The 18487-nt window shown below is 43.6% G+C and carries 15 protein-coding genes; 12 read left to right on the top strand and 3 right to left on the bottom strand.

The features are described 5' to 3' along the window. Nucleotides 1-464 precede the first annotated feature (464 nt). On the top strand, nt 465-1514 hold the full coding sequence (locus ACTTJ8_RS09235) for an endonuclease/exonuclease/phosphatase family protein (RefSeq protein ID WP_442721004.1): 1050 nt from the start codon (nt 465-467) through the stop codon (nt 1512-1514). A gap of 25 nt (nt 1515-1539) precedes the next feature. Here ACTTJ8_RS09235 and ACTTJ8_RS09230 read toward each other — a convergent pair whose 3' ends face one another. Beyond that, on the bottom strand, nt 1540-3504 hold the full coding sequence (locus ACTTJ8_RS09230) for a fructose-1,6-bisphosphatase (protein WP_442721003.1): 1965 nt from the start codon (nt 3502-3504) through the stop codon (nt 1540-1542). 388 nt (nt 3505-3892) lie between these two features. On the opposite strand from ACTTJ8_RS09230, the gene msp reads away from it, so the two are divergent. The 5 genes from msp (at nt 3893) to ACTTJ8_RS09205 (ending at nt 11084) form a co-directional block, all read left to right on the top strand. After that, the gene (gene msp / locus ACTTJ8_RS09225; RefSeq protein WP_442721002.1) at nt 3893-5581 is read left to right on the top strand and encodes a major outer sheath protein Msp; all 1689 of its coding nucleotides are present in this window, start codon (nt 3893-3895) and stop codon (nt 5579-5581) included. 770 nt (nt 5582-6351) lie between these two features. Beyond that, nucleotides 6352-7083, top strand: a complete 732-nt coding sequence (gene sufC, locus ACTTJ8_RS09220; protein WP_442721001.1) for a Fe-S cluster assembly ATPase SufC — start codon at nt 6352-6354, stop codon at nt 7081-7083. A gap of 8 nt (nt 7084-7091) precedes the next feature. Continuing rightward, nucleotides 7092-8540 carry a Fe-S cluster assembly protein SufB gene (gene sufB / locus ACTTJ8_RS09215; RefSeq protein ID WP_442721000.1) on the top strand — a complete coding sequence of 483 codons (1449 nt, stop codon included), beginning with the start codon at nt 7092-7094 and terminating at the stop codon, nt 8538-8540. Further along, nucleotides 8540-9895, top strand: coding sequence for a Fe-S cluster assembly protein SufD (gene sufD / locus ACTTJ8_RS09210; protein ID WP_442720999.1), 1356 nt, complete (start codon nt 8540-8542; stop codon nt 9893-9895). Before sufB ends, sufD begins: the two co-directional genes overlap by 1 nt. Then, the gene (locus tag ACTTJ8_RS09205) at nt 9888-11084 is read left to right on the top strand and encodes a SufS family cysteine desulfurase (protein WP_442720998.1); all 1197 of its coding nucleotides are present in this window, start codon (nt 9888-9890) and stop codon (nt 11082-11084) included. Before sufD ends, ACTTJ8_RS09205 begins: the two co-directional genes overlap by 8 nt. Before the next feature lie 166 nt (nt 11085-11250). Here the strand turns inward: ACTTJ8_RS09205 and ACTTJ8_RS09200 are convergent, their stop codons facing one another. Further along, nucleotides 11251-13350, bottom strand: coding sequence for a methyl-accepting chemotaxis protein (locus tag ACTTJ8_RS09200; RefSeq protein WP_442720997.1), 2100 nt, complete (start codon nt 13348-13350; stop codon nt 11251-11253). Nucleotides 13351-13621: 271 nt separating this feature from the next. Beyond that, nucleotides 13622-13846 (bottom strand): hypothetical protein, encoded by a 225-nt coding sequence (locus tag ACTTJ8_RS09195; RefSeq protein ID WP_442716927.1) that lies wholly within the window; start codon nt 13844-13846, stop codon nt 13622-13624. A gap of 219 nt (nt 13847-14065) precedes the next feature. Between ACTTJ8_RS09195 and ACTTJ8_RS09190 the strand changes: the two genes are divergently transcribed. From ACTTJ8_RS09190 to ACTTJ8_RS09165, 6 genes are all read left to right on the top strand, one after another. After that, entirely contained in the window at nt 14066-15289 is a 1224-nt protein-coding gene (locus tag ACTTJ8_RS09190; protein WP_442718506.1) for a DHH family phosphoesterase, read from the top strand. A 107-nt stretch (nt 15290-15396) separates the two neighbouring features. Beyond that, complete coding sequence (locus ACTTJ8_RS09185) at nt 15397-16029, top strand: epoxyqueuosine reductase QueH (RefSeq protein ID WP_442720996.1); 633 nt, start codon at nt 15397-15399, stop codon at nt 16027-16029. A 140-nt stretch (nt 16030-16169) separates the two neighbouring features. Then, on the top strand, nt 16170-16850 hold the full coding sequence (locus ACTTJ8_RS09180) for a hypothetical protein (protein WP_442720995.1): 681 nt from the start codon (nt 16170-16172) through the stop codon (nt 16848-16850). Further along, nucleotides 16835-17254 (top strand): hypothetical protein, encoded by a 420-nt coding sequence (locus ACTTJ8_RS09175; protein ID WP_442720994.1) that lies wholly within the window; start codon nt 16835-16837, stop codon nt 17252-17254. The genes ACTTJ8_RS09180 and ACTTJ8_RS09175 overlap by 16 nt, the downstream gene beginning before the upstream one ends. Nucleotides 17255-17506: 252 nt before the next feature. Beyond that, nucleotides 17507-17842 (top strand): hypothetical protein, encoded by a 336-nt coding sequence (locus ACTTJ8_RS09170; protein ID WP_298680853.1) that lies wholly within the window; start codon nt 17507-17509, stop codon nt 17840-17842. Nucleotides 17843-18239: 397 nt separating this feature from the next. Continuing rightward, nucleotides 18240-18487: hypothetical protein (locus tag ACTTJ8_RS09165; protein ID WP_298680854.1), on the top strand; the 248-nt coding region annotated here is incomplete at its 3' end.

The following is an 18487-nucleotide window of genomic DNA, read 5'->3' as shown; positions in this document are numbered from 1 at the left end:
GAAAGAAATGCATAATCATTGGTGAGGGTTATCTGTAATTCGTCTTCCATAGCTGGAGAAAGTATAGGACATCAGGATATAAAATGCAATGTGCGGAGTGTAGGAGAAAAACGCAAAGCAGGGCGGAATATAATTATGAATGGATAGTACCGCGTACAGCATTTGAAGGTAGTTATAATGCGGAACCCCTGTGCAAGAAACACAATCTTGTTGATATGATGATTGTGCTTATGGGAGTATTGTGCGGATAAGACACGGGTTATGCAAGGCAACCCGCTTCCTTAAATAAACCTGTTCGGAAACTTCCGTTTCTGAACAGGTTACCTTGAAATGCGATGTTCTAAATCGTGCTATTTGTGCGATTTAGAACTCGTCGACCAGTTTGACAACGAAGTTATCGAACTGGTCTAATTTCTTTGGCAAAAGTCTCTCTACAGGCTATATATAGCTGTGGAGGTGCTACTATGAAAGTAAAACGAATATGGATAGTGCTGGTCTGCAGCCTTATCAGTGCAGTCTTTTTCCTGCAATGTACCCGCTGTACGCCGATCACGGATCAGGACATAAACCCGCAAATATCATTAGTCAGCTACAATACGCAAACCTTTTTTGATGCGGTAGAAGATGGAACTGAATTTCAAGAGTTTAGGGGCGGAAAATCCCGATGGTCTGAACAGCGGTACCGTATACGGCTTGAACGGCTCAAAACAATCCTTTTTACTGCAGGAGAGCGATTAACGGGAGCAAAAGACCGGCTGCCGGATATTGCGGTATTACAAGAAGTTGAAAGCAGCAGGGTTATAGAAGATTTTTGTAAACAGCTTCCGCATAAAGAAACGTATCCATATGCGCTGTGTCCATCCCGCCCGGCTAAAGCCGCATTTACGACGGTGATTTTAAGCAAATTCCCTATTGAGCATTTCAGATTCCATACACTTTACACGCAAGATCAATCAGCGCTGCGTCCCTTGGTAGAAGCACAGCTGAATATTGGAAGCGAAAAAAAGCCCCGGAGACTCACTCTGTTTGCCGTACATTGGAAGTCAAAAAGCGGCAGCGGAGAAAGCGCTGGCATCCGCATATTGCAGGAACAGCAGCTGCTGCAAAAAATCCGGGAACATAATGCCCGTAGTCCCGGCATTCCCGTTGTTATCTGCGGGGATTTTAATCAGCCGCTTGAAGAATTTAATGAACTCAATACCTTTGCCGTATGCTGGAATACAGCGGCTTACAAAACTGAAAATCAGCAGAGCAGGCAGCCGGATGGAAGTTACTACTTCAAAAACAAATGGGAAAAGATCGACCATATCTTCTATTATGATAGGCTTCACACACCGGCTGAGACACCGAATACAGTACATACCGGTACCACAGCTATTGAACCGGTGTTATTTTTTGTACTATATGAACCGCCTCTTGTCAAAGACGGAAAACCGCTTCGGTATAACGTAGTTTCCGGAGAAGGATATTCTGATCATTTGCCGCTTGGGTTCCGGTTTAAAATCCTGCAGTGAGCAGGGGGTAAATGCTGACACTGTATTAGTCGTGTTGTTTCAAAAAGCCTTTGTTATACGCAGTGATCAGCATTTCCAAATTCCGTATCTTGTCTTTAAGCTCTTTCCCCGTGTCGGTGTCTGAAACACGCTTCCGTTCAACCAATGTTTCAATTACTTCTTTGGTAGATTGAATATCAAAGCCTTCCCGCAACACTTTTTCTACCGATTCAAAGGGGTGATGGCTGATCAATGTCATACCGTAGGAGTTATAGGTAAGGGTATAGCCTGCAATGCCGGTAGTTGTTTGGTACGCCTTGGAAAAACCGCCATCGATTACCAACAGCTTACCGCCTGCTTTAATAGGGCTTTCGCCTTTTGCAACCTTCACCGGGGTATGCCCGTTGACAATATGCGCATTGCCGCTCAGTCCAAATTCTTTGAGTATCTGCGCAGCAAGGGTGCCGTCGTCCTGTTCCATCAGCTTATAATACGGAGAAGACGGCTCTTTGTGTGTTTCCTTATCATCAATAAAGTAACGCTCAAAAGTTGTCATCTTTTTCTTCCCAAAGAGGGTAGAATCTTGATTACACCACAAAAACCACAGAAATTCCGCATTTTCGCCTGAAAAATAGGCTTCCCGTGCCATTTGATCATATTTATCCATCAGATTTTTGCCGTAATACCGTTTGCCGTCAATTTCCGTTTCTTTAAAACTGCCGTCTTCATTCAGTAAAAGACAGGCATGGAATAAAAGATTGTCATTATAACGGCAGTACATACTCCCCTTCGCATATAAAAAGCGTACATGCTGTTTTAACTTTTCGCTGGTAGTAAAGGCAGCAGTCAGTGTGTCGATAAGATAGTGTTCTTCTTCTGTCAGCCGCGTTTGATTAGCCGGGTCAATAGTGGGGAAGGAGCGGTCATTCAAGGGATAGGTTTTGCCTTCAATTTCGATTGTTCCTGCAGCAGGGTTGAGGGTGCGCAATATTTTCCGATGCTCCATATTGTACGAAGGATGGTCATTGATCAGGTTTTCTTCGAGCTTGAATTGAATGATGCTGATTGCTTTGTGCATTTTTGCCAACAACTCTGCATCGACATCAAAAGGATGTTTTTCATTTACTTTGGGCATAAACCGAGTACAGGGGTCATCCTTATACAGATGCTGAGCAAAGCTCACCAACGGCAAGAGGCTGATACCGTACCCATCTTCTATTGCATTGATATTGGAATATCGCAGCGCAATCCGTATGGCTGTTGCAACACAGGCACGGCATCCTGCAGCAGCCCCCATCCACAAAATGTCGTGATTGCCCCATTGGATGTCCAGGCTATTCTGCGCCATCAGGGTATCCATCACCTTATGCGGATAAGGACCGCGGTCATAAATATCACCGATAATATGCAGGTGATCAATCGTACATTTTTTTATGACGGCAGACAGTTCGATAATGAACAAATCTGCGCGTCCGTATTCCACAAGGCTCTTAATAATTTCGCTGTAATAGTCTTTTTTATTAAAACGGTGTTCATCTTCTTGTAGAAGTTCTTCCATTATATAGGCAAAATTCTTAGGCAGCAGTTTCCTAACCTTTGAACGTGTGTATTTTGAGGCTGTTGCCCGTGCCACCCGCACCAGCCGGTAGATAGTAAGCTCATACCAATTGGCACGGTTTGCTTTTTTTTCTGCCTTGATTAGCTTCAGCTTTTCACGCGGATAGTAAATCAGCGTTGTCAGTTCTTCCAAATCTTCGGTACTAACTGTTGAGCTTAATTCTTCAGACACTTTCCGCCGGATAGCCCCCGACGCATTCTGCATAACATGATTAAACGCCTCCGCTTCTCCATGTATGTCAGTCAGAAAATGCTCCGTACCCTTGGGTAAATTTAATATCGCTTTTAGATTGACTACTTCCTCAACTGCCGTAGTAACATTCGGAAACGACTGGGACAAGAGTTCAAGATATTTCTTGTTTTGCTGTAAGACTTCTAAGGGAATACTTTCCATATTATACCTGTTTGGAAACCTCGTGTATAAGTGATAAATACCATCGATCAGCGTAACACGGAGCGTGCATTTTCTTTGATTATTTCGGTATTTTGAACACAGAATCTTGAATCGCTTTAGGCAGCGCCGGTCTCTTTGACATGTATAATGGTAATTTATACAGAGTTCTTTTGTCAATACACCAAAATGGAAAAGTCTTTGCAACCGGTCTCTACGTTTTACCGCACGAATAAAAAATAAAACCGTAACAAATCAAGGTTTAAAAAGTTACAAAATTACTCATTGACAAACAAAAAAAAATCGCGTAACATAATTTATAGTTAAAATTGATCAATAAAAAGCGTGTTACGCTTTGATCAAGAAAGTATTTAAGGAGGTATTTTTCAATATGAAAAAATATCTACTCGTAAGCTTAACAATTCTCTTTGCCGCCGCATTTGTGTCGGCAGCAGAAGCAACAACCAAGATACCTGATATAGACATCGAGGCGGAGGCAACGGTTACGTGGGGAATTGATCTTGGTTCAGGGTCAGGAAAGCCTGCAGATATAGCAAAGCATGGCTTTAAAAATGAAGCTTCATGGACGGTAAAATTTCCGCTTATCAAAAAAGGTGATATGATGTCACCCAGAAATGAGTCGCCTGTATATGCTGAAGTAGCGCTAAAAGACATTGAGCTAAATCTTCAAAGCAAGGAAGATAAGAAAGACTTTGCATTTGACGGAAAAGTTGATAAGTTGGAAGCAAAATTTGTGTTCTATGGCGCATATCTGCAGGTATATAATAAACCGGGCTTTAATACGAACTATGCCAATTTATGGGATACACTCGAAAAGAGCGACGATTATAAGAAAAAGAAGAAGGATATTACTTATAAATTTGAGCCGGGCTTTGAAGGATACGGTACGAAGCTGGGCTATGCCAATAAGAATTTCATGGACTTAGATGTCGGCTTAAAGTTCGGATCAAACGGTAACTGGGAAGCTGAAGACACAGATGAAAAAACAACGGAAACAGTTGAGTACTTTGATGGAGAGAAAAAGCTGGGTAAGAATCAAACAGCAAAAAAGCTGGTAGAGCTGAGTAATGCAAAGCCTAAGGAATATACAATAAAAGATAAAGATGGCAAACTTGATCCCGGCACATACCTTGTCACAACAAAGACAGATAAAGAAATAGCACCGCACAGTAAATACGGTATCGGGCTTGATTTTTCTATGAAACCGCTGGATAAGATGCTCGGCATTAAGTTAAATGTTAATTCAACCCTTGCGCTGGCAAAGTCTTCCAAGAATGAGAAGGATGGCTACCGCTTCGGTTTAGCAGGCGGACAAACTACAGATGCATTTGGGTTTAATGTCGGTACTGAAGTAAGCTCTAAACCGATTGATGGATTAGAGCTTAAACTCGGTTTTGACGGCGGCACTTTCTTCGATACAAAGAAAGTAAAGGGTGATAAAAGCGCTGCTAACCGGACATTTGCTTGGGACCTCTTATTTGATACTAAATACAAGTGGGTCAGCGCTGGTGTCTATGCTGCATCTGCTGGAACTCCATATAGTTGGTTTGACGGAAAGAATACAAATATCCCGGATATGGCAACATATATACAATTTAAAACAGAGGGAGAGAAAAAAGAATCATCCTACTTGCTAGAAGGCTTGGATGCCGGTGTCCATCTTGGTTTGTATAGGATGATCTCTTTTGCAAAGAGAGATACTAGTAAGAGATGGGATTACCCAATACTCATGAAACTCTGGGGATCTTATAAGGCAAAGCTGAATGATTCAATGTCGCTTAAACCGTTTGCAACATTTTGGATGGAAACCAATCATAAAGAAGATGCAGAAGGCAAAGAGACTCTTAATCCTTATACCGGCTTCGCTTATGATGTAGGTATAGCATATAGCCCCGCTGAAAAGGTTGAACTAACCGCAAAATGGGAACATGGTAAAATCCGTAAGAATGAATATGGAGCACTGCGCGGTAAAGACAAAAACGGTCTATTAATCGAAGCTCCTATAAATCACGGTACCCATAATGGTAGATTTACACTTGCGCTTAAAGTTGAATACTAATAGCAATGACGTGTAGTTTACTATAAGTACACATCAACAGCCTGTTCTGCGTATGCAGGGCAGGCTTTTTTGTTGTTTTTTAATTCCTCCGCGATTACAGTAAAAAATAAAACCGCTAAGACGCAAAGAACGCAAAGGAACTACCCAAAGCAAGCTCTCCACCCCAGCCCAAACCTCTGCGCCCTCCGCGTCCTCCGCGCCTCCGCGATTACATTAAAAAACAAAACCGCCAAGACGCAAAGAACGCAAAGGCATTCACCCAAAGCAAGCTCATCACCCCCAGCCCAAACCTCTGCGTTCTCCGCGACCTCTGCGATTACACTAAAAAATAAAACCGCTAAGACGCAAAGAGCGCAAAGGAAGCCACGAGGGTCAGCTCACCGCCTCCACCCTAAACCTCTGCGTCCTCTGCGCCTCTGCGATTACATAAAAAATAAAACCGCCAAGACGCAAAGATCGCAAAGGAAGCCACGAGGGACAAGCTCATCATACCTTCCCCCAAACCTCTGCGTCCTCCGCGTCCTCTGCGATTACATTAAAAATAAACCGCTAAGACGCAAAGAGCGCAAAGGTATTCACCCAAAGCAAGCTCACCACCACCACCCAAAACCTCTGCGTCCTCCGCGCCTCTGCGATTACAGTAAAAAATAAAACCGCTAAGACGCAAAGAACGCAAAGGAAGCCCTGGCATTCATTCTATACTATCTTGTAACCCATTTTGCAAGCTGATATAATATTACATTACTAAATTTCACACGGAGGAGTTGCACATGGAACCGTTATTACATATAGAAAATATGCATCTGTCGGTAAATGAAAAACCGATACTGCATAATGTCAATTTAAAGATCAATGCAGGAGAAATCCACGTAGTGATGGGGCCGAACGGGGCTGGTAAATCTACGCTGGCAGCTGCAATAGTCGGTAATCCCATCTTTCAGATAGATCAAGGTTCAATTTTCCTTAATGGAGAATTATTGAATAATCTGCCGGTTTTTGAACGTGCGCGGCGCGGTATCTTTCTTTCTTTCCAAAATCCTGAAGAAGTGCCGGGGCTAAAAGTTGAGGAGTTTCTCCGGGCGGCTAAGGAAGCGGTTACCGGTAAAAAGATACCCGCACTTACCTTCCATAAAGAGCTGCTCAAACTGATGGAGATGCTCAGTATCAATCCTGAATATGCAGACCGCAGCTTAAATGTCGGGTTTTCGGGCGGTGAGAAAAAGAAGAACGAAATCCTACAGCTTGCCGTACTTCAACCCAAGCTCGCCATTTTGGACGAAACGGACTCGGGTTTGGATATCGATGCAACGAGAATTGTTTTTGAGGGTGTTGCAAAACTCAAGACGCCGGATATGGGTATTTTAATCATCACTCACCATAGCAAGGTGCTGGAATATCTCAAGCCGGATTATGTGCATGTGTTGGTGAGCGGCTCGCTGGTAAAAAGCGGCGGTATCGAACTGGTTGATCATATTCAAAAATACGGGTATGCAGGAATGTAGGAGCGGCTATGAGTAATGACTTTAGAGATTCCCGCTCTCCCCTGTTCCAAACACGGAAGCGTACCTTTGTTTCCGACATTGAGCGGGGCGTTTACGATATAAAAGATAAGATTGACTATCAGTATTCCACTGGAATGGGCTTGAGTGAAGAGGTTGTACGGAAGATTTCTGCGCGTAAGCTTGAACCCAAGTGGATGCTCGATTTAAGGCTGCAATCCTTACAGTACTTTTTTGAACGCCCTATGCCGGATTGGGGTGCGGATATTTCCGACCTCAATATTCAAGAGATTATTCACTACATTGTTTCGGATGAAAAGCCGATGGCGACCGACTGGGATCAGGTGCCGGAAGAGATTAAGCAAACCTTTGACCGGCTCGGTATTCCTAAGGCGGAGCAAACCTCTCTGGCAGGGGTCGGTGCCCAGTATGATTCGGAAGTAGTGTATCATAGCTTGCAGAAAAACCTTGCAGACCAAGGGGTTGTGTACCTCGATATGGAATCGGCGGTGCTGCGTTACGGTGATCTTGTCCGCGAGCATTTTATGAAACTGATAACGCCGAACGATCATAAGTTTGCTGCGCTGCACGGTGCGGTATGGTCAGGCGGTTCGTTTGTGTATGTACCCAAGGGCGTCAAGGTTGAACTCCCGTTGCAATCCTACTTTAGATTGAACGCGAACCAGTCAGGGCAATTTGAACACACACTGATTATTGTAGATGAAGGCGCGTATCTCCATTTTATCGAGGGATGCAGTGCGCCTAAGTACTATAAGAATGCACTGCACGCAGGAGCTGTAGAGCTGTATGTCGGAAAAAAGGCGACCATGCGCTATTCCACCATCGAAAACTGGTCACGGAACCTCTACAATTTGAATACCAAACGCGCTATTGTGGAAGAGGACGGTGCTATTGAATGGGTGTCCGGCTCGTTCGGCTCGCGCGTTACTATGCTCTATCCTATGAGTATTTTGAAGGGAGACCGCTCACGCTCCGAGTTTACCGGCGTTACCTTTGCATCAGCGGGGCAGTGCCTCGACACCGGCACTAAAACCGTGCATATCGGTAAGAACACCGTGTCTGAAATGCACTCGCGCTCTATTGCGAAAAACGGCGGGGAGTCGAACTACCGCGGCTTGCTGGTTATCGGGAAGGATGCAACCGGCGCGAAGGCGCTCGCCGAGTGCGAATCCCTGATGCTGGATAACGAGTCCCGTACTGATACTATCCCGATTATCGAAAGCCATACCGATGATGCCGATATCGGACACGAAGCGAAAATCGGCAGGATAAGTGATTCGATGGTGTTGTACCTCATGCAGCGCGGTTTGGACGAAGCGGCGGCAAAATCCCTGATTATCAAAGGATTTGTCGAGCCGATTTCCAAAGAACTTCCGCTTGAATATGCCGTCGAGCTGAATAACCTTATTTCTATTGAGCTGGAGGGGACGATAGGCTGATGAGAAACGAAAACTATTTTAAACGGCTCGATTATCATATACAGGATGTACCGAAGGCTCCATTTACCGGGATGGTGTTTCACACAGATGTTCCGGGCGCTCGGTTTATGCCGATTGAAGACTTTCTGAAAATATGCCCGGCTGAGCAGGCTGCAAAGATATTCAGTACCGAAAAATCGCCGCGCGAAAAAAACTGCGGACTGGGAAAGCGGTTTACCGATGAGGTACATGCAAAGCAAAACAGCGGGTTTTATCTTAACATTGAAGCAGCTGCTAGCACTGCGGAGCCGGCTTCTGGAAATGATGCTTGCGGCAAAGCAGCGGGGCTATGTACCGGTGCCGACCATGGTAAGAATCGCACGAACAGCACCGCTCAGGACTGTTCTACCGCCGGTTCCGCTGCAGAACCGAGTACCATGCAGGATTTCTTTGTGCGGTTTACGGTGGATGCAGCGCACACTGTCCTGTTTGACCAAAGCTACATCGACGTAGCTGATAATGCAGCGGCACGGATTATTTTGTACTTTGACTCTGATCCTGCGGCAGCAGCGCTGCAATCATACCGGAATGGGCTGATCAGTATCCGCATTGGGAAATGTGCTGCGATAGAAATTATCAAAATTCAGAACTTTGCGGACATCGCACTCAATTTTGAAACGGTTAGAATGGATGTCGGTGAAAAAGCTGTAATAACGGTTCACGACATACAGCTGGGCGCTGAAAAAAACGGTATCTCTTATTCTTCCTATATACAGGAGGAATGGTCGGAGGTGCGTATCTATCCGCTGTATTTTGTTGATAAGATGCGGCGGATGGATCTTGAGCATAATCTGATTATCAATGGAAAAAACACACTGTCGGAAATTAAAGCCCGCGGCGCACTGAAAAATGAAGCACATAAGGTATTCCGCGGCAATATCTTCTTAAATAAAGGCTGTTCCGCCTCTGTTGCGCGGTTTGCTGATAACAGCATTATGCTGGATAAACAGGCTGTCGGTGCCAGCATCCCGACTATTTTCTGTGATGAAGATGATGTTGTCGGAGAACACGCTGCGAGCTTTGCCGCCATTGATAAAGAAAAGCTCTATTATCTGATGAGCCGCGGTTTTGACGAGTTGAGCGCCAAAAAACTGATTATTGACGCTGCCTTCCGCCCTGTCTTTAATGCTATCCCAGATGAAGCAATACGGAACCGGCTGAATGCCGAGTTTGATGAGCGTTTATCCGCACAGACGCAGCCTCAAGCAGAGCCAGCGGCGGCATCCGGTGCTATTCCGGAAAAAATGGCTGCATCCAAAACCGAAACAGCGGCACCAGACAGTGCGCAAGGTAAAATAGGAGCAGCACATGTATAAACAATACTTCCCGTTGCTGCAAAATCGGAATATTCACTATTTAGATGCTGCCGCAACCGCGCAGCGTCCGCAGGCGGTGCTTGATGGTGTACAGGCGTACTATACCCGCAGCAATGGAAACGCAGGACGCGGCTCCCACACGCTTGCGATGGAATCCTCCGCACTGATTGAAGCTGCCCGCACTGCGGTTAGCAGGTTTATCGGTGCTGACAATTCCGGCGAGGTGGTGTTTACCAAGAATGCGACCGAATCGCTCAATATTATTGCATACTGCTACGGATTAGAGCAGCTCCGTACAGGGGATGAAATAATCATTTCGATTGCCAACCATCATGCAAACCTTATTCCGTGGCAGTTTGTTGCGCGGAAAACCGGTGCCGTACTGCGGTATGTCTACCTTGATGAGCGCGGAAACTTCGATATGGCAGGTTTTAAATCCCTGCTCGGCAGCCGCACAAAGGTTGTAGCGGTAACAGCTGCGGTCAATACCACCGGTGTTGTCTTTCCGGTACAGGAGATCATCACGGAAGCACATAAGTACGGCGCGGTTGCGGTTATTGATGCAGCGCAGTCTATTGCACATTTTCCGCATGATGTTGCGGCTTGGGATTGTGACTTTCTCGCTTTTTCCGGGCATAAGCTTTACGCGGAGTTCGGTGCCGGGGTGCTGTATGCAAAGCGCACCCTGCTGGAACAAATGCCGCCCTTCCTCTACGGCGGCAGCATGATCGAGTTTGTCAGTGAGCAGACCAGCGAGTTTAAGGCAGGCGGGGCAAAGTATGAAGGCGGAACGCTCGATACCGCGGCAATTCATTCACTCAAGCTTAGTATCGATTTTCTGACAGAGCAGGGGCTTGCAGCTGTCCACACCTATGCGGAAGGGCTGCACTGCGCTTTGATTGCTGCCTTACAAGAGCTTGATTTTGTGAATCTGTACTATGCTCATGCAGAGCGGCGGGTTCCAACAGTTGCTTTTAATGTCAAGGATGTGCATTCGCATGACACAGCATATATTCTGGATGAGCAAGGCGTTATGGTCAGAAGCGGACATCACTGCACGCAGCCGCTGATGGACTACATGGGTATCAATTCCTGCTGCCGTGCAAGCATTGGTATCTACAATACGCAGGAGGACATTGATGCCCTTGCTGCAGCCCTCAAAAAAGTACACGATGTGTTTAAGCAGTAATAGGCATCTCTAAAAAAAGCTGGGAGAGGGTGAGAGGGAGCTGTCCATGAAGTATATTTCATAGCGTTTTTTTTCGATTTTGCTTATACCTGAAACAACGCTCGATATAGTGCCTATAATGTTGCAAACAGGGGTTTGAAAACTTATTGGACAGCCCCCGATCTTTTTATATTTTAAACTTAGACACTTCCTGTGCCAAATTTTCGATGCTGAGTTTGTTTTTGTTGGTAATTTCTTTTACGCCTTGAACAGCATTGTTGATTTGCACTGCTGCCGCTGCCATTTCTTTCATACTTGCTGCGATTGTGTTGGTAAGCCCGTCAAGTTTCTGCATTTCGTGCGCGACACCTTCTCCGCCTTTCAGCATATCACCTGAACCGGCTTCAATTTCAACCGTTACCTCGCTGATGTTTTTAATCGCCTCCAGTACTTCGCGGCTCCCGTTTTCTTGTTCCCGCATTGATTCGGTTAAACGGGTACTCATATTTTTTACCTGATCGGAAAGCGTAAAAATGGTAGCAAATTTTTCCCCGGCAACTTTTGAAGAAGTAGAAAGCCCTTCGATCTCTGCACTTAAACTTTTAAGCGTTGCGGTAATCGTTTTTCCCTGCACGGCAGAATCTTCTGAAAGTTTGCGGATTTCGTCGGCAACAACGGCAAAGCCTTTACCGGCTTCTCCGGCATGCGCTGCTTCAATAGCGGCGTTCATTGCAAGCAGGTTTGTTTGGGATGCAATATGCTGAATGACACTTGAAGCCTCCATCAAACTCCCTGACTCTTCGGCAATTTTCTGTGCAACACTACCGGTATTCACGATAATATCCCGTCCGTCGGCAGTTGCTTCCGCAAGCGTTTTAATAACTCCGTCTGTTTGTTCAAGCGTATTGGTAATCGATGCAATATTCGCAACCATCTCTTCTATGGCAGAAGAAGAAACCGCTACGCTTGCCGACTGGCTTTCTATGCGGGTGTTTAATTGCCGTATCGTCTTGATAATTTCTTCAACCGTTGCAGCGGTTTCTCCAACGCTTGCAGTCTGCGTCAGCGCCTGTTGCTTTACGCCGTCAATATTTTCATTTATTTTATGGACAGCCTGTACAGTTCCAGTCATATTCTGAGCGAGTTCACCACCGATTGACCGCATTATTTCAGCATTGCTGTCGATAGATTGTATGGAAGTTCTAATCTTTTTAATTGTTTCGTTAAAATATTCGGAGAGCCGCGTTACCTCATCATTACCGATGAGGGGGAGCTGCACAGTCAAATCCCCTTCCCCTTGCGAAATATCTTTTAGGGCATTAACAGCTGTCTGAACGGGAGCAACCATCTTTGCTGCAATAAAAAATACGATAGTCAGCGTTACTGCCAATATGATAATACCGATGATAATAACCATTTTTTGTAGATTGATAATTGCAGCGAGAAATTCTTCTGCCGGGGCTGCAATAATAATTGTCCATCCCGTATCCTGCATTTTTGTATAGGCGGCAATATGCTTTTTACCGTTGTAGGTATAATAACCGATACCGCTAGAAGAAGCCGAAAGCGCTTGCCGCTGAAAATTCGCGATAGAAGTTAAAGAGCGATCGGTCTTTGCCAGCTCCATCGCATTTTTTTGTGCTTCAACGATTGATGTATCTTTGTGAGCGATCGTTGTTCCATCTGATCCTAAAATATGACAATTTCCTGCTTTACCGATTTCGATGTCGGATACGGTATCGCAAATAACGGTTCCCTCCAGTCCGGCTCCCAAAACAGCGACGACCTTACGATCGCTATCTAAGAGCGGAACAGCCAAAATAATTTCCAGTTTTTTAGTTGCTGTTGAAATATGGGGTTCAGTAATAAATGAAACGCCACTCACAGCACTCTTATACCAGTCCGTATCCCCGACAAAGGTAACCGTACCGTCGGCATAGTAGCTGTTTCCCTTAGTATCGCATATATTAAAAAAATTGAGGCTGTCGGCATAGCCGAAATCCCTGCGTACGATTTGAGTTTTTTCCGTAAAAGATACCGAAGGATCCTTCATTGCAGGATTACGCATAAAACCGCGTAAAAAACTGAAATCACCGTTAATATCGCTCGTGATAAACAATGCAATATCATTTACTTTGTCGATAAGATGCGCATTAACCCGCGCAGTAAGAACTTGCTGCAAAGTGTACCGCAACAAAGAGCCTTGTATAACACCTGCCACCGTAATCAATGTTCCAAAAATGATAAGCAGTTTCTTACGAATAGAAAAAATTTTCTTTTCCCGCATAAAGCGAAATACCTCCACACACTAGAACGAAACCGTATTTCGGGAGAACAGCATAACTTGATCGGTCATATCATCAGTGGTAATATATTGCAAGTTAATGTATTACAATATATTACCGCATAGAACGATTCCCCCAATATTTTACACAATTCGCCGGAGACGGGACTAACCAATATATGTAATTATCTTCATCACTTACATAACGATTCGTTCCTTAAAATTCAGCAGTTGAACATAAACATTCCCCTCTGATGAGGATGCAGTACCTCCATTACGGATGGCGGGCAGCAACTCCTTTTTCTATCAAAGTAATAAATTCATCCTCATACCAAGCCTGAGAATATGGAACATGGCTACGGATCATCGGACGGATTTTTGCTTCAACCGTTTCTTTACAAGCCTCGCACACATCATATTCGCGAATATGCCAATATGTTCGACCGACCACAGGATTAACCAATTCTTTTCTACAAACATCGCAATGCAAAGTTTTCATACGTGATGCTCTCCTCTGTAATAGTAGGCACCTCTGGATAAATACCAAGCTTTTACAAGATTATTTATCAAAGGTCTCCCAATCTTGCGGGCTAAATCATACCGCAGATTCATCTTTTTGTCGAGTAATACAACAAGTAGAAAATCCATACGGAATCCTTGAAAAATAATACATTTTCCCCTAACGTTTGCCGATAAAGTATGATATAATTATATTTATATGAACGGACAACAAAGAAGGTTTGCCCCCAGCTTCGGTTTTAAACAGCATAATATGAACATCGGGCATAGAAACCGCGTGATACACAATATCTATCATCTCATAAAAAAGAACAGGTCTTTTTTGCTGATCGGTCATAAAGATCCTGATGAGGACTGTTATGCTTCCGTTGCATCTGCGGCATTGCTTTTGCGGAAGTTTAACAAACATGTAAGCATCTTTTTAGAGACACCACCTCCGGAAAACTTGAATTTTATTAATTCACTTTGCAAGTATAATAAGGTAAATATTTATTACGGCACAATGCCTCCCATTAGATCGGTGCAGGTAGTAGGTATTCTTGACACGCCTAAGCCGGATATGATTGCAGCAGACGGCTGTATTTATGATTTTTTAAATAATCCTGAAATTCCGAATGTTGAACTTGATCATCACTTTTCTTCCGATGCTGCTTATTCGGGTGATCCTGCATATTCGTTGGTGCTGCATGCCTCCAGTACCTGCGAAATTCTGTGCCGGTTGTGCTATAAGTTAGCAAACCATCCTGAAATAATGCGATCATACAGTATTGAAGAACTCTATTCCCGTAACCTTGTATTGGCGCTTTTGACCGGGATGCTTGGTGATGCGAAAATGGGAAATTATCTTGCAACAAAGCATGACCGGGATGTGTTTGACTATTTTTCTAAGCATCTTAACCTCATGCTGCGCTTGAGTACCCGTTCAGAAAATACAAAAAAAATAGCCTCGATGGAGCGGCTGCTCAATGTACTCGAAGCAACTGATGCTGAAACACAAAAGATATATAACCAGATACTTGATAATGCCGTGTACAATGGACGAGTGGGTACCGTAATGCTTTCTGAAACCGACTCCCTGCTTTTTTTTGATGCTATTGAGTATAGTCAGTTTGTCGGTATGATAAAAGTAGCAACAAATGCTATTGCAGAAAAATCGGGCGGGGTTGGTATCTCCGTCTACCATGATGCCCCCGGCAAATCGGACAAAATCCAATGCCGAATCCGCGCTGCACAGGCAGCACGGGGCATTGATCTCCATCCCGTACTCAGCCATTTTAAGATTACTGATGGAGGAGGGCATCCGGGGGCAATCGCATTCCGTTTACCCCGTAAGCTGGCACCGTCTTTACCGGCATTGCTTGCTGAAATTGAAACTTTTATCCGGCATACAATATTATACGAGGATACATCTGAGAATCTCTAAAAGCTCGATTGAATGGCGGGCTATTGAGCCGAGTACAAAGCAAACCAAGAGTGAGTGAAGGGCAGCCTTCGAGCGGGTATAGAGCAGCTCAAGAACAGGTATAGACTATGATAAAACAAAACTATCAGATACTGATGGAAAAAACGATTGCAGCTCTTCCCTTTGAATTTTCAGCAGCGAAACCGCCGGCTTTGCTGCTTCACTCCTGCTGTGCGCCGTGCAGTTCTTCTGTTATTAAACGGCTGGCGGCTTATTTTAAGCTCACTGTATTCTATTATAATCCAAATATCGACACGCAAGAGGAGTATAGCACCCGCGCGTATGAGCAGCAGCGGCTGATTGACCGGTACAACAAGGAAGGCGTATCACCCTACCGGATTGACTACATCATCACAGAATACCGGCATGAGAATTTTCTGGAACTCGCGGAAGGGTATACAGACTGTCCTGAAGGAGGAGAGCGCTGTTTCCGCTGCTACCGCCAGCGGCTGGAGGCAACGGCACGGGAAGCCCGGCGCGGCGGTTACCACTTTTTTTGTACGACGCTATCATTAAGCCCGCTAAAAAGCGCCGCAAAGCTCAATGAGATCGGTATGGAATTTTCTACGGAGCAAAGCCGCTGGCTGCCGAGCGACTTTAAAAAGAAAAATGGCTATTTGGAATCGATCAGGCTGAGCAAGGAACTGGGGCTATACCGGCAGGACTACTGCGGGTGCGAGTTTTCCCGCCGCGAAGTGTAAGACAAAGCTGACTGTAGATGAAATTGCAACAGAGCTGTATAAAATAATCCCTCTGCTAGCTTCAAAAATGAATTTTTCAACGTTGGCCCTGAATATATTATTTTGTAACTATCTGTGCTATACTGCCGTTCGGAGGCGGTGTGCGCGGAATATACAATGTGAAAATCAAGTACATAACGCTTGTTTCGGCGGCGTTTATCTCTTTTTTGGTGTTTTTTGCCGAAGTGCTGTGGCGCGGGTGGGACGGCTTGGATTGGCTCGAGTATCCGCACTATGCGCTGGTGCTCCCGCCGCTTTTGTTCATCCTTTGGCTGAATTACAGCTACGAGTTCCGCCTATCCGCCGTAAAAAATCTTGCGTTTGTCGCAGTGTACGGCACGTTCTTTTTCGCCGCGTATAACAGCTATCCCATCGCGTACAATTTTTTGGGTTATTACGGCTGGGTAATGCTTGCAGGATATATGAAGTATCCGTGGCTGCAGTATCTTGCTTGGCAGCTTGCCGTGCCGTTTTCGCTTTTTTGCACCAACAGTATCATAGCGTTTGTGTTCAAGCTGCGCTTGCGCAGATGGGAATACCTTGTGCTCCCGTTTTTCCCCGTCCCGATATATGCGCTGTCGTATGTTCTGTTGATGCTGCTTGCGAAGACGGATATTGTTCCTCATTCGGACTGGGAGAGCGATTCGATTTATCAGTTTAAGACCGGCACGATTATCTTCGGCTATATGGTTGTCGAAGGCGTTTTTGTTCTGCTGCATCAAAGACGGGCGGCGCACAATGAGGATTTTAAAATAAAGAGGTTTATATGTATACAGAATTAGATGATTTGTTAGAACAAAATACAACAATCGATGCATGGTATGATGATGTTTTTTTAATCGCCTGTTCCATTCTTAATGATTTTTCACAAAATGATTGGAATATACTGAAAAACAATATATTAAATAAGGATTTGGAATGGCAAAAAAAATTGGCATATTCAATTAGTAATAAAATAATCATCGATGAATTAGATATCCTATTGGAATTATTAAAAATTAATAATGATGAATTAACTGAAATATGTATTGATTCCCTAAAATTATATTGCATCCCTAAGTTTGAAAATATAATTAAAAATAATCCGAATGTTTTGAAAATAATACATGACAAAAATAATTTCCAAAGCAATTTTACTAGGACTGTTATTGAACAAGTTATGCAAATCCTTAATTTTCGTTCGTAATTAAAATTAGGAGACATTCCTGCATTGTAATTAATGTACTATGCACTGTGGCAGGATATTTGAATGGGAAGAAAAAAATACAGCGTAGGAAAGACATAGATAATTTTCATTTGCTTACTAATGAAAATAAAGAAATATAAATATGGAAGGTGGAGCAGGACAATTAAATACTGCATTTTCTTGGCAATTAATGCTTGATAGTGGTATAGTTACCAATAACCATACAATAACAATAAAATAAAGGTGATATTTATGACTACAGAAAAGCTAAAGGAAGTTTTAGAAAGTAAAATTGCATCAGATGAAATGAATGATTTTTATGTTGGTAAAATAATTTATAAACCAAATGCATGCGGTTGTATAAATATAAATGATAGCTGGTTTATTTATAAAAAGATGGATGAAAATTGTTATTTATCTCTTACTGGACCTTTTTTTGAAAATGAAATTATTTATGCTTGTAGTTGGCTCCTTAAAAAAGAGGATTTATTTGACGAATATAAAACAGATGACTTCTTTCAAAAATACATGCATAATCATTTTTCATCAATCGAAGAAATAAAAGAAAAATATCCTGAATTGGAATAATATTTTTCCATAAGATAGAATCCACCGTTCTTTGACATAAACTCAGGGAAAGTATGGAATCCTTGAGTGCCTATCAGAACACATTCAACCAGAGTGTATTCTGACAGGCAAAAAAAACAAATAACGCCCGCGCAAAGGATTGTAGCCGCGCCGAAAGGCGTTCCGAAGCGAAGCGTAGGAATGAAGCGAAAGCGGAACGGCGGAAAGCCTGGTTTTTGCTTTAGCAAAAATGCGCCCATAAAATATAAGACAACCGAGCTTGAGAGGATGAACTACGTTATCCTAGCGGTTCAGAGAGTAAAAGACCAGATAAATTTATTATTAATAGCATAACTACTGATGAATTTGGAAATAGAAAATTGTCAAAATATGAGTTTTATAATTAGGAGATATCAGAATGACGGATGTGTATAAATTACTTGCAGACATTGCTTGCAGCTCAATAAAAGAAGATTGGAAATATATCACCATTGAAATCAAATCAAGCATGTGGGAAATGTTTAACACAACACCATTTTATTATCTAGAAAGCGGAGAAAAAAAATCATTTAAACTTTTAGATGATGATTTGGATATAGATTTAGGTGTGTGTGTTTTTGAGCTTCAAGAATCCATGTTTCCGGAACACAAATGGAACAGAGCCGT

The sequence above is a fragment of the Treponema sp. genome (assembly GCF_052169735.1).
Lineage (GTDB): Bacteria > Spirochaetota > Spirochaetia > Treponematales > Treponemataceae > Treponema.
This window is presented reverse-complemented; position numbering and strand designations above follow the sequence as displayed.

Bases quoted from the DNA above. Each gene is read 5' to 3' on its own strand.
- ACTTJ8_RS09230 (WP_442721003.1), bottom strand. From the start codon at position 3,504: ATGGAAAGTATTCCCTTAGAAGTCTTACAGCAAAACAAGAAATATCTT.
- ACTTJ8_RS09205 (WP_442720998.1), top strand. From the start codon at position 9,888: ATGTATAAACAATACTTCCCGTTGCTGCAAAATCGGAATATTCACTAT.
- msp (WP_442721002.1), top strand. From the start codon at position 3,893: ATGAAAAAATATCTACTCGTAAGCTTAACAATTCTCTTTGCCGCCGCA.
- ACTTJ8_RS09185 (WP_442720996.1), top strand. From the start codon at position 15,397: ATGATAAAACAAAACTATCAGATACTGATGGAAAAAACGATTGCAGCT.
- sufD (WP_442720999.1), top strand. From the start codon at position 8,540: ATGAGAAACGAAAACTATTTTAAACGGCTCGATTATCATATACAGGAT.
- sufC (WP_442721001.1), top strand. From the start codon at position 6,352: ATGGAACCGTTATTACATATAGAAAATATGCATCTGTCGGTAAATGAA.
- sufB (WP_442721000.1), top strand. From the start codon at position 7,092: ATGAGTAATGACTTTAGAGATTCCCGCTCTCCCCTGTTCCAAACACGG.
- ACTTJ8_RS09200 (WP_442720997.1), bottom strand. From the start codon at position 13,350: ATGCGGGAAAAGAAAATTTTTTCTATTCGTAAGAAACTGCTTATCATT.
- ACTTJ8_RS09235 (WP_442721004.1), top strand. From the start codon at position 465: ATGAAAGTAAAACGAATATGGATAGTGCTGGTCTGCAGCCTTATCAGT.
- ACTTJ8_RS09190 (WP_442718506.1), top strand. From the start codon at position 14,066: ATGAACGGACAACAAAGAAGGTTTGCCCCCAGCTTCGGTTTTAAACAG.
- ACTTJ8_RS09170 (WP_298680853.1), top strand. From the start codon at position 17,507: ATGACTACAGAAAAGCTAAAGGAAGTTTTAGAAAGTAAAATTGCATCA.
- ACTTJ8_RS09175 (WP_442720994.1), top strand. From the start codon at position 16,835: ATGTATACAGAATTAGATGATTTGTTAGAACAAAATACAACAATCGAT.
- ACTTJ8_RS09195 (WP_442716927.1), bottom strand. From the start codon at position 13,846: ATGAAAACTTTGCATTGCGATGTTTGTAGAAAAGAATTGGTTAATCCT.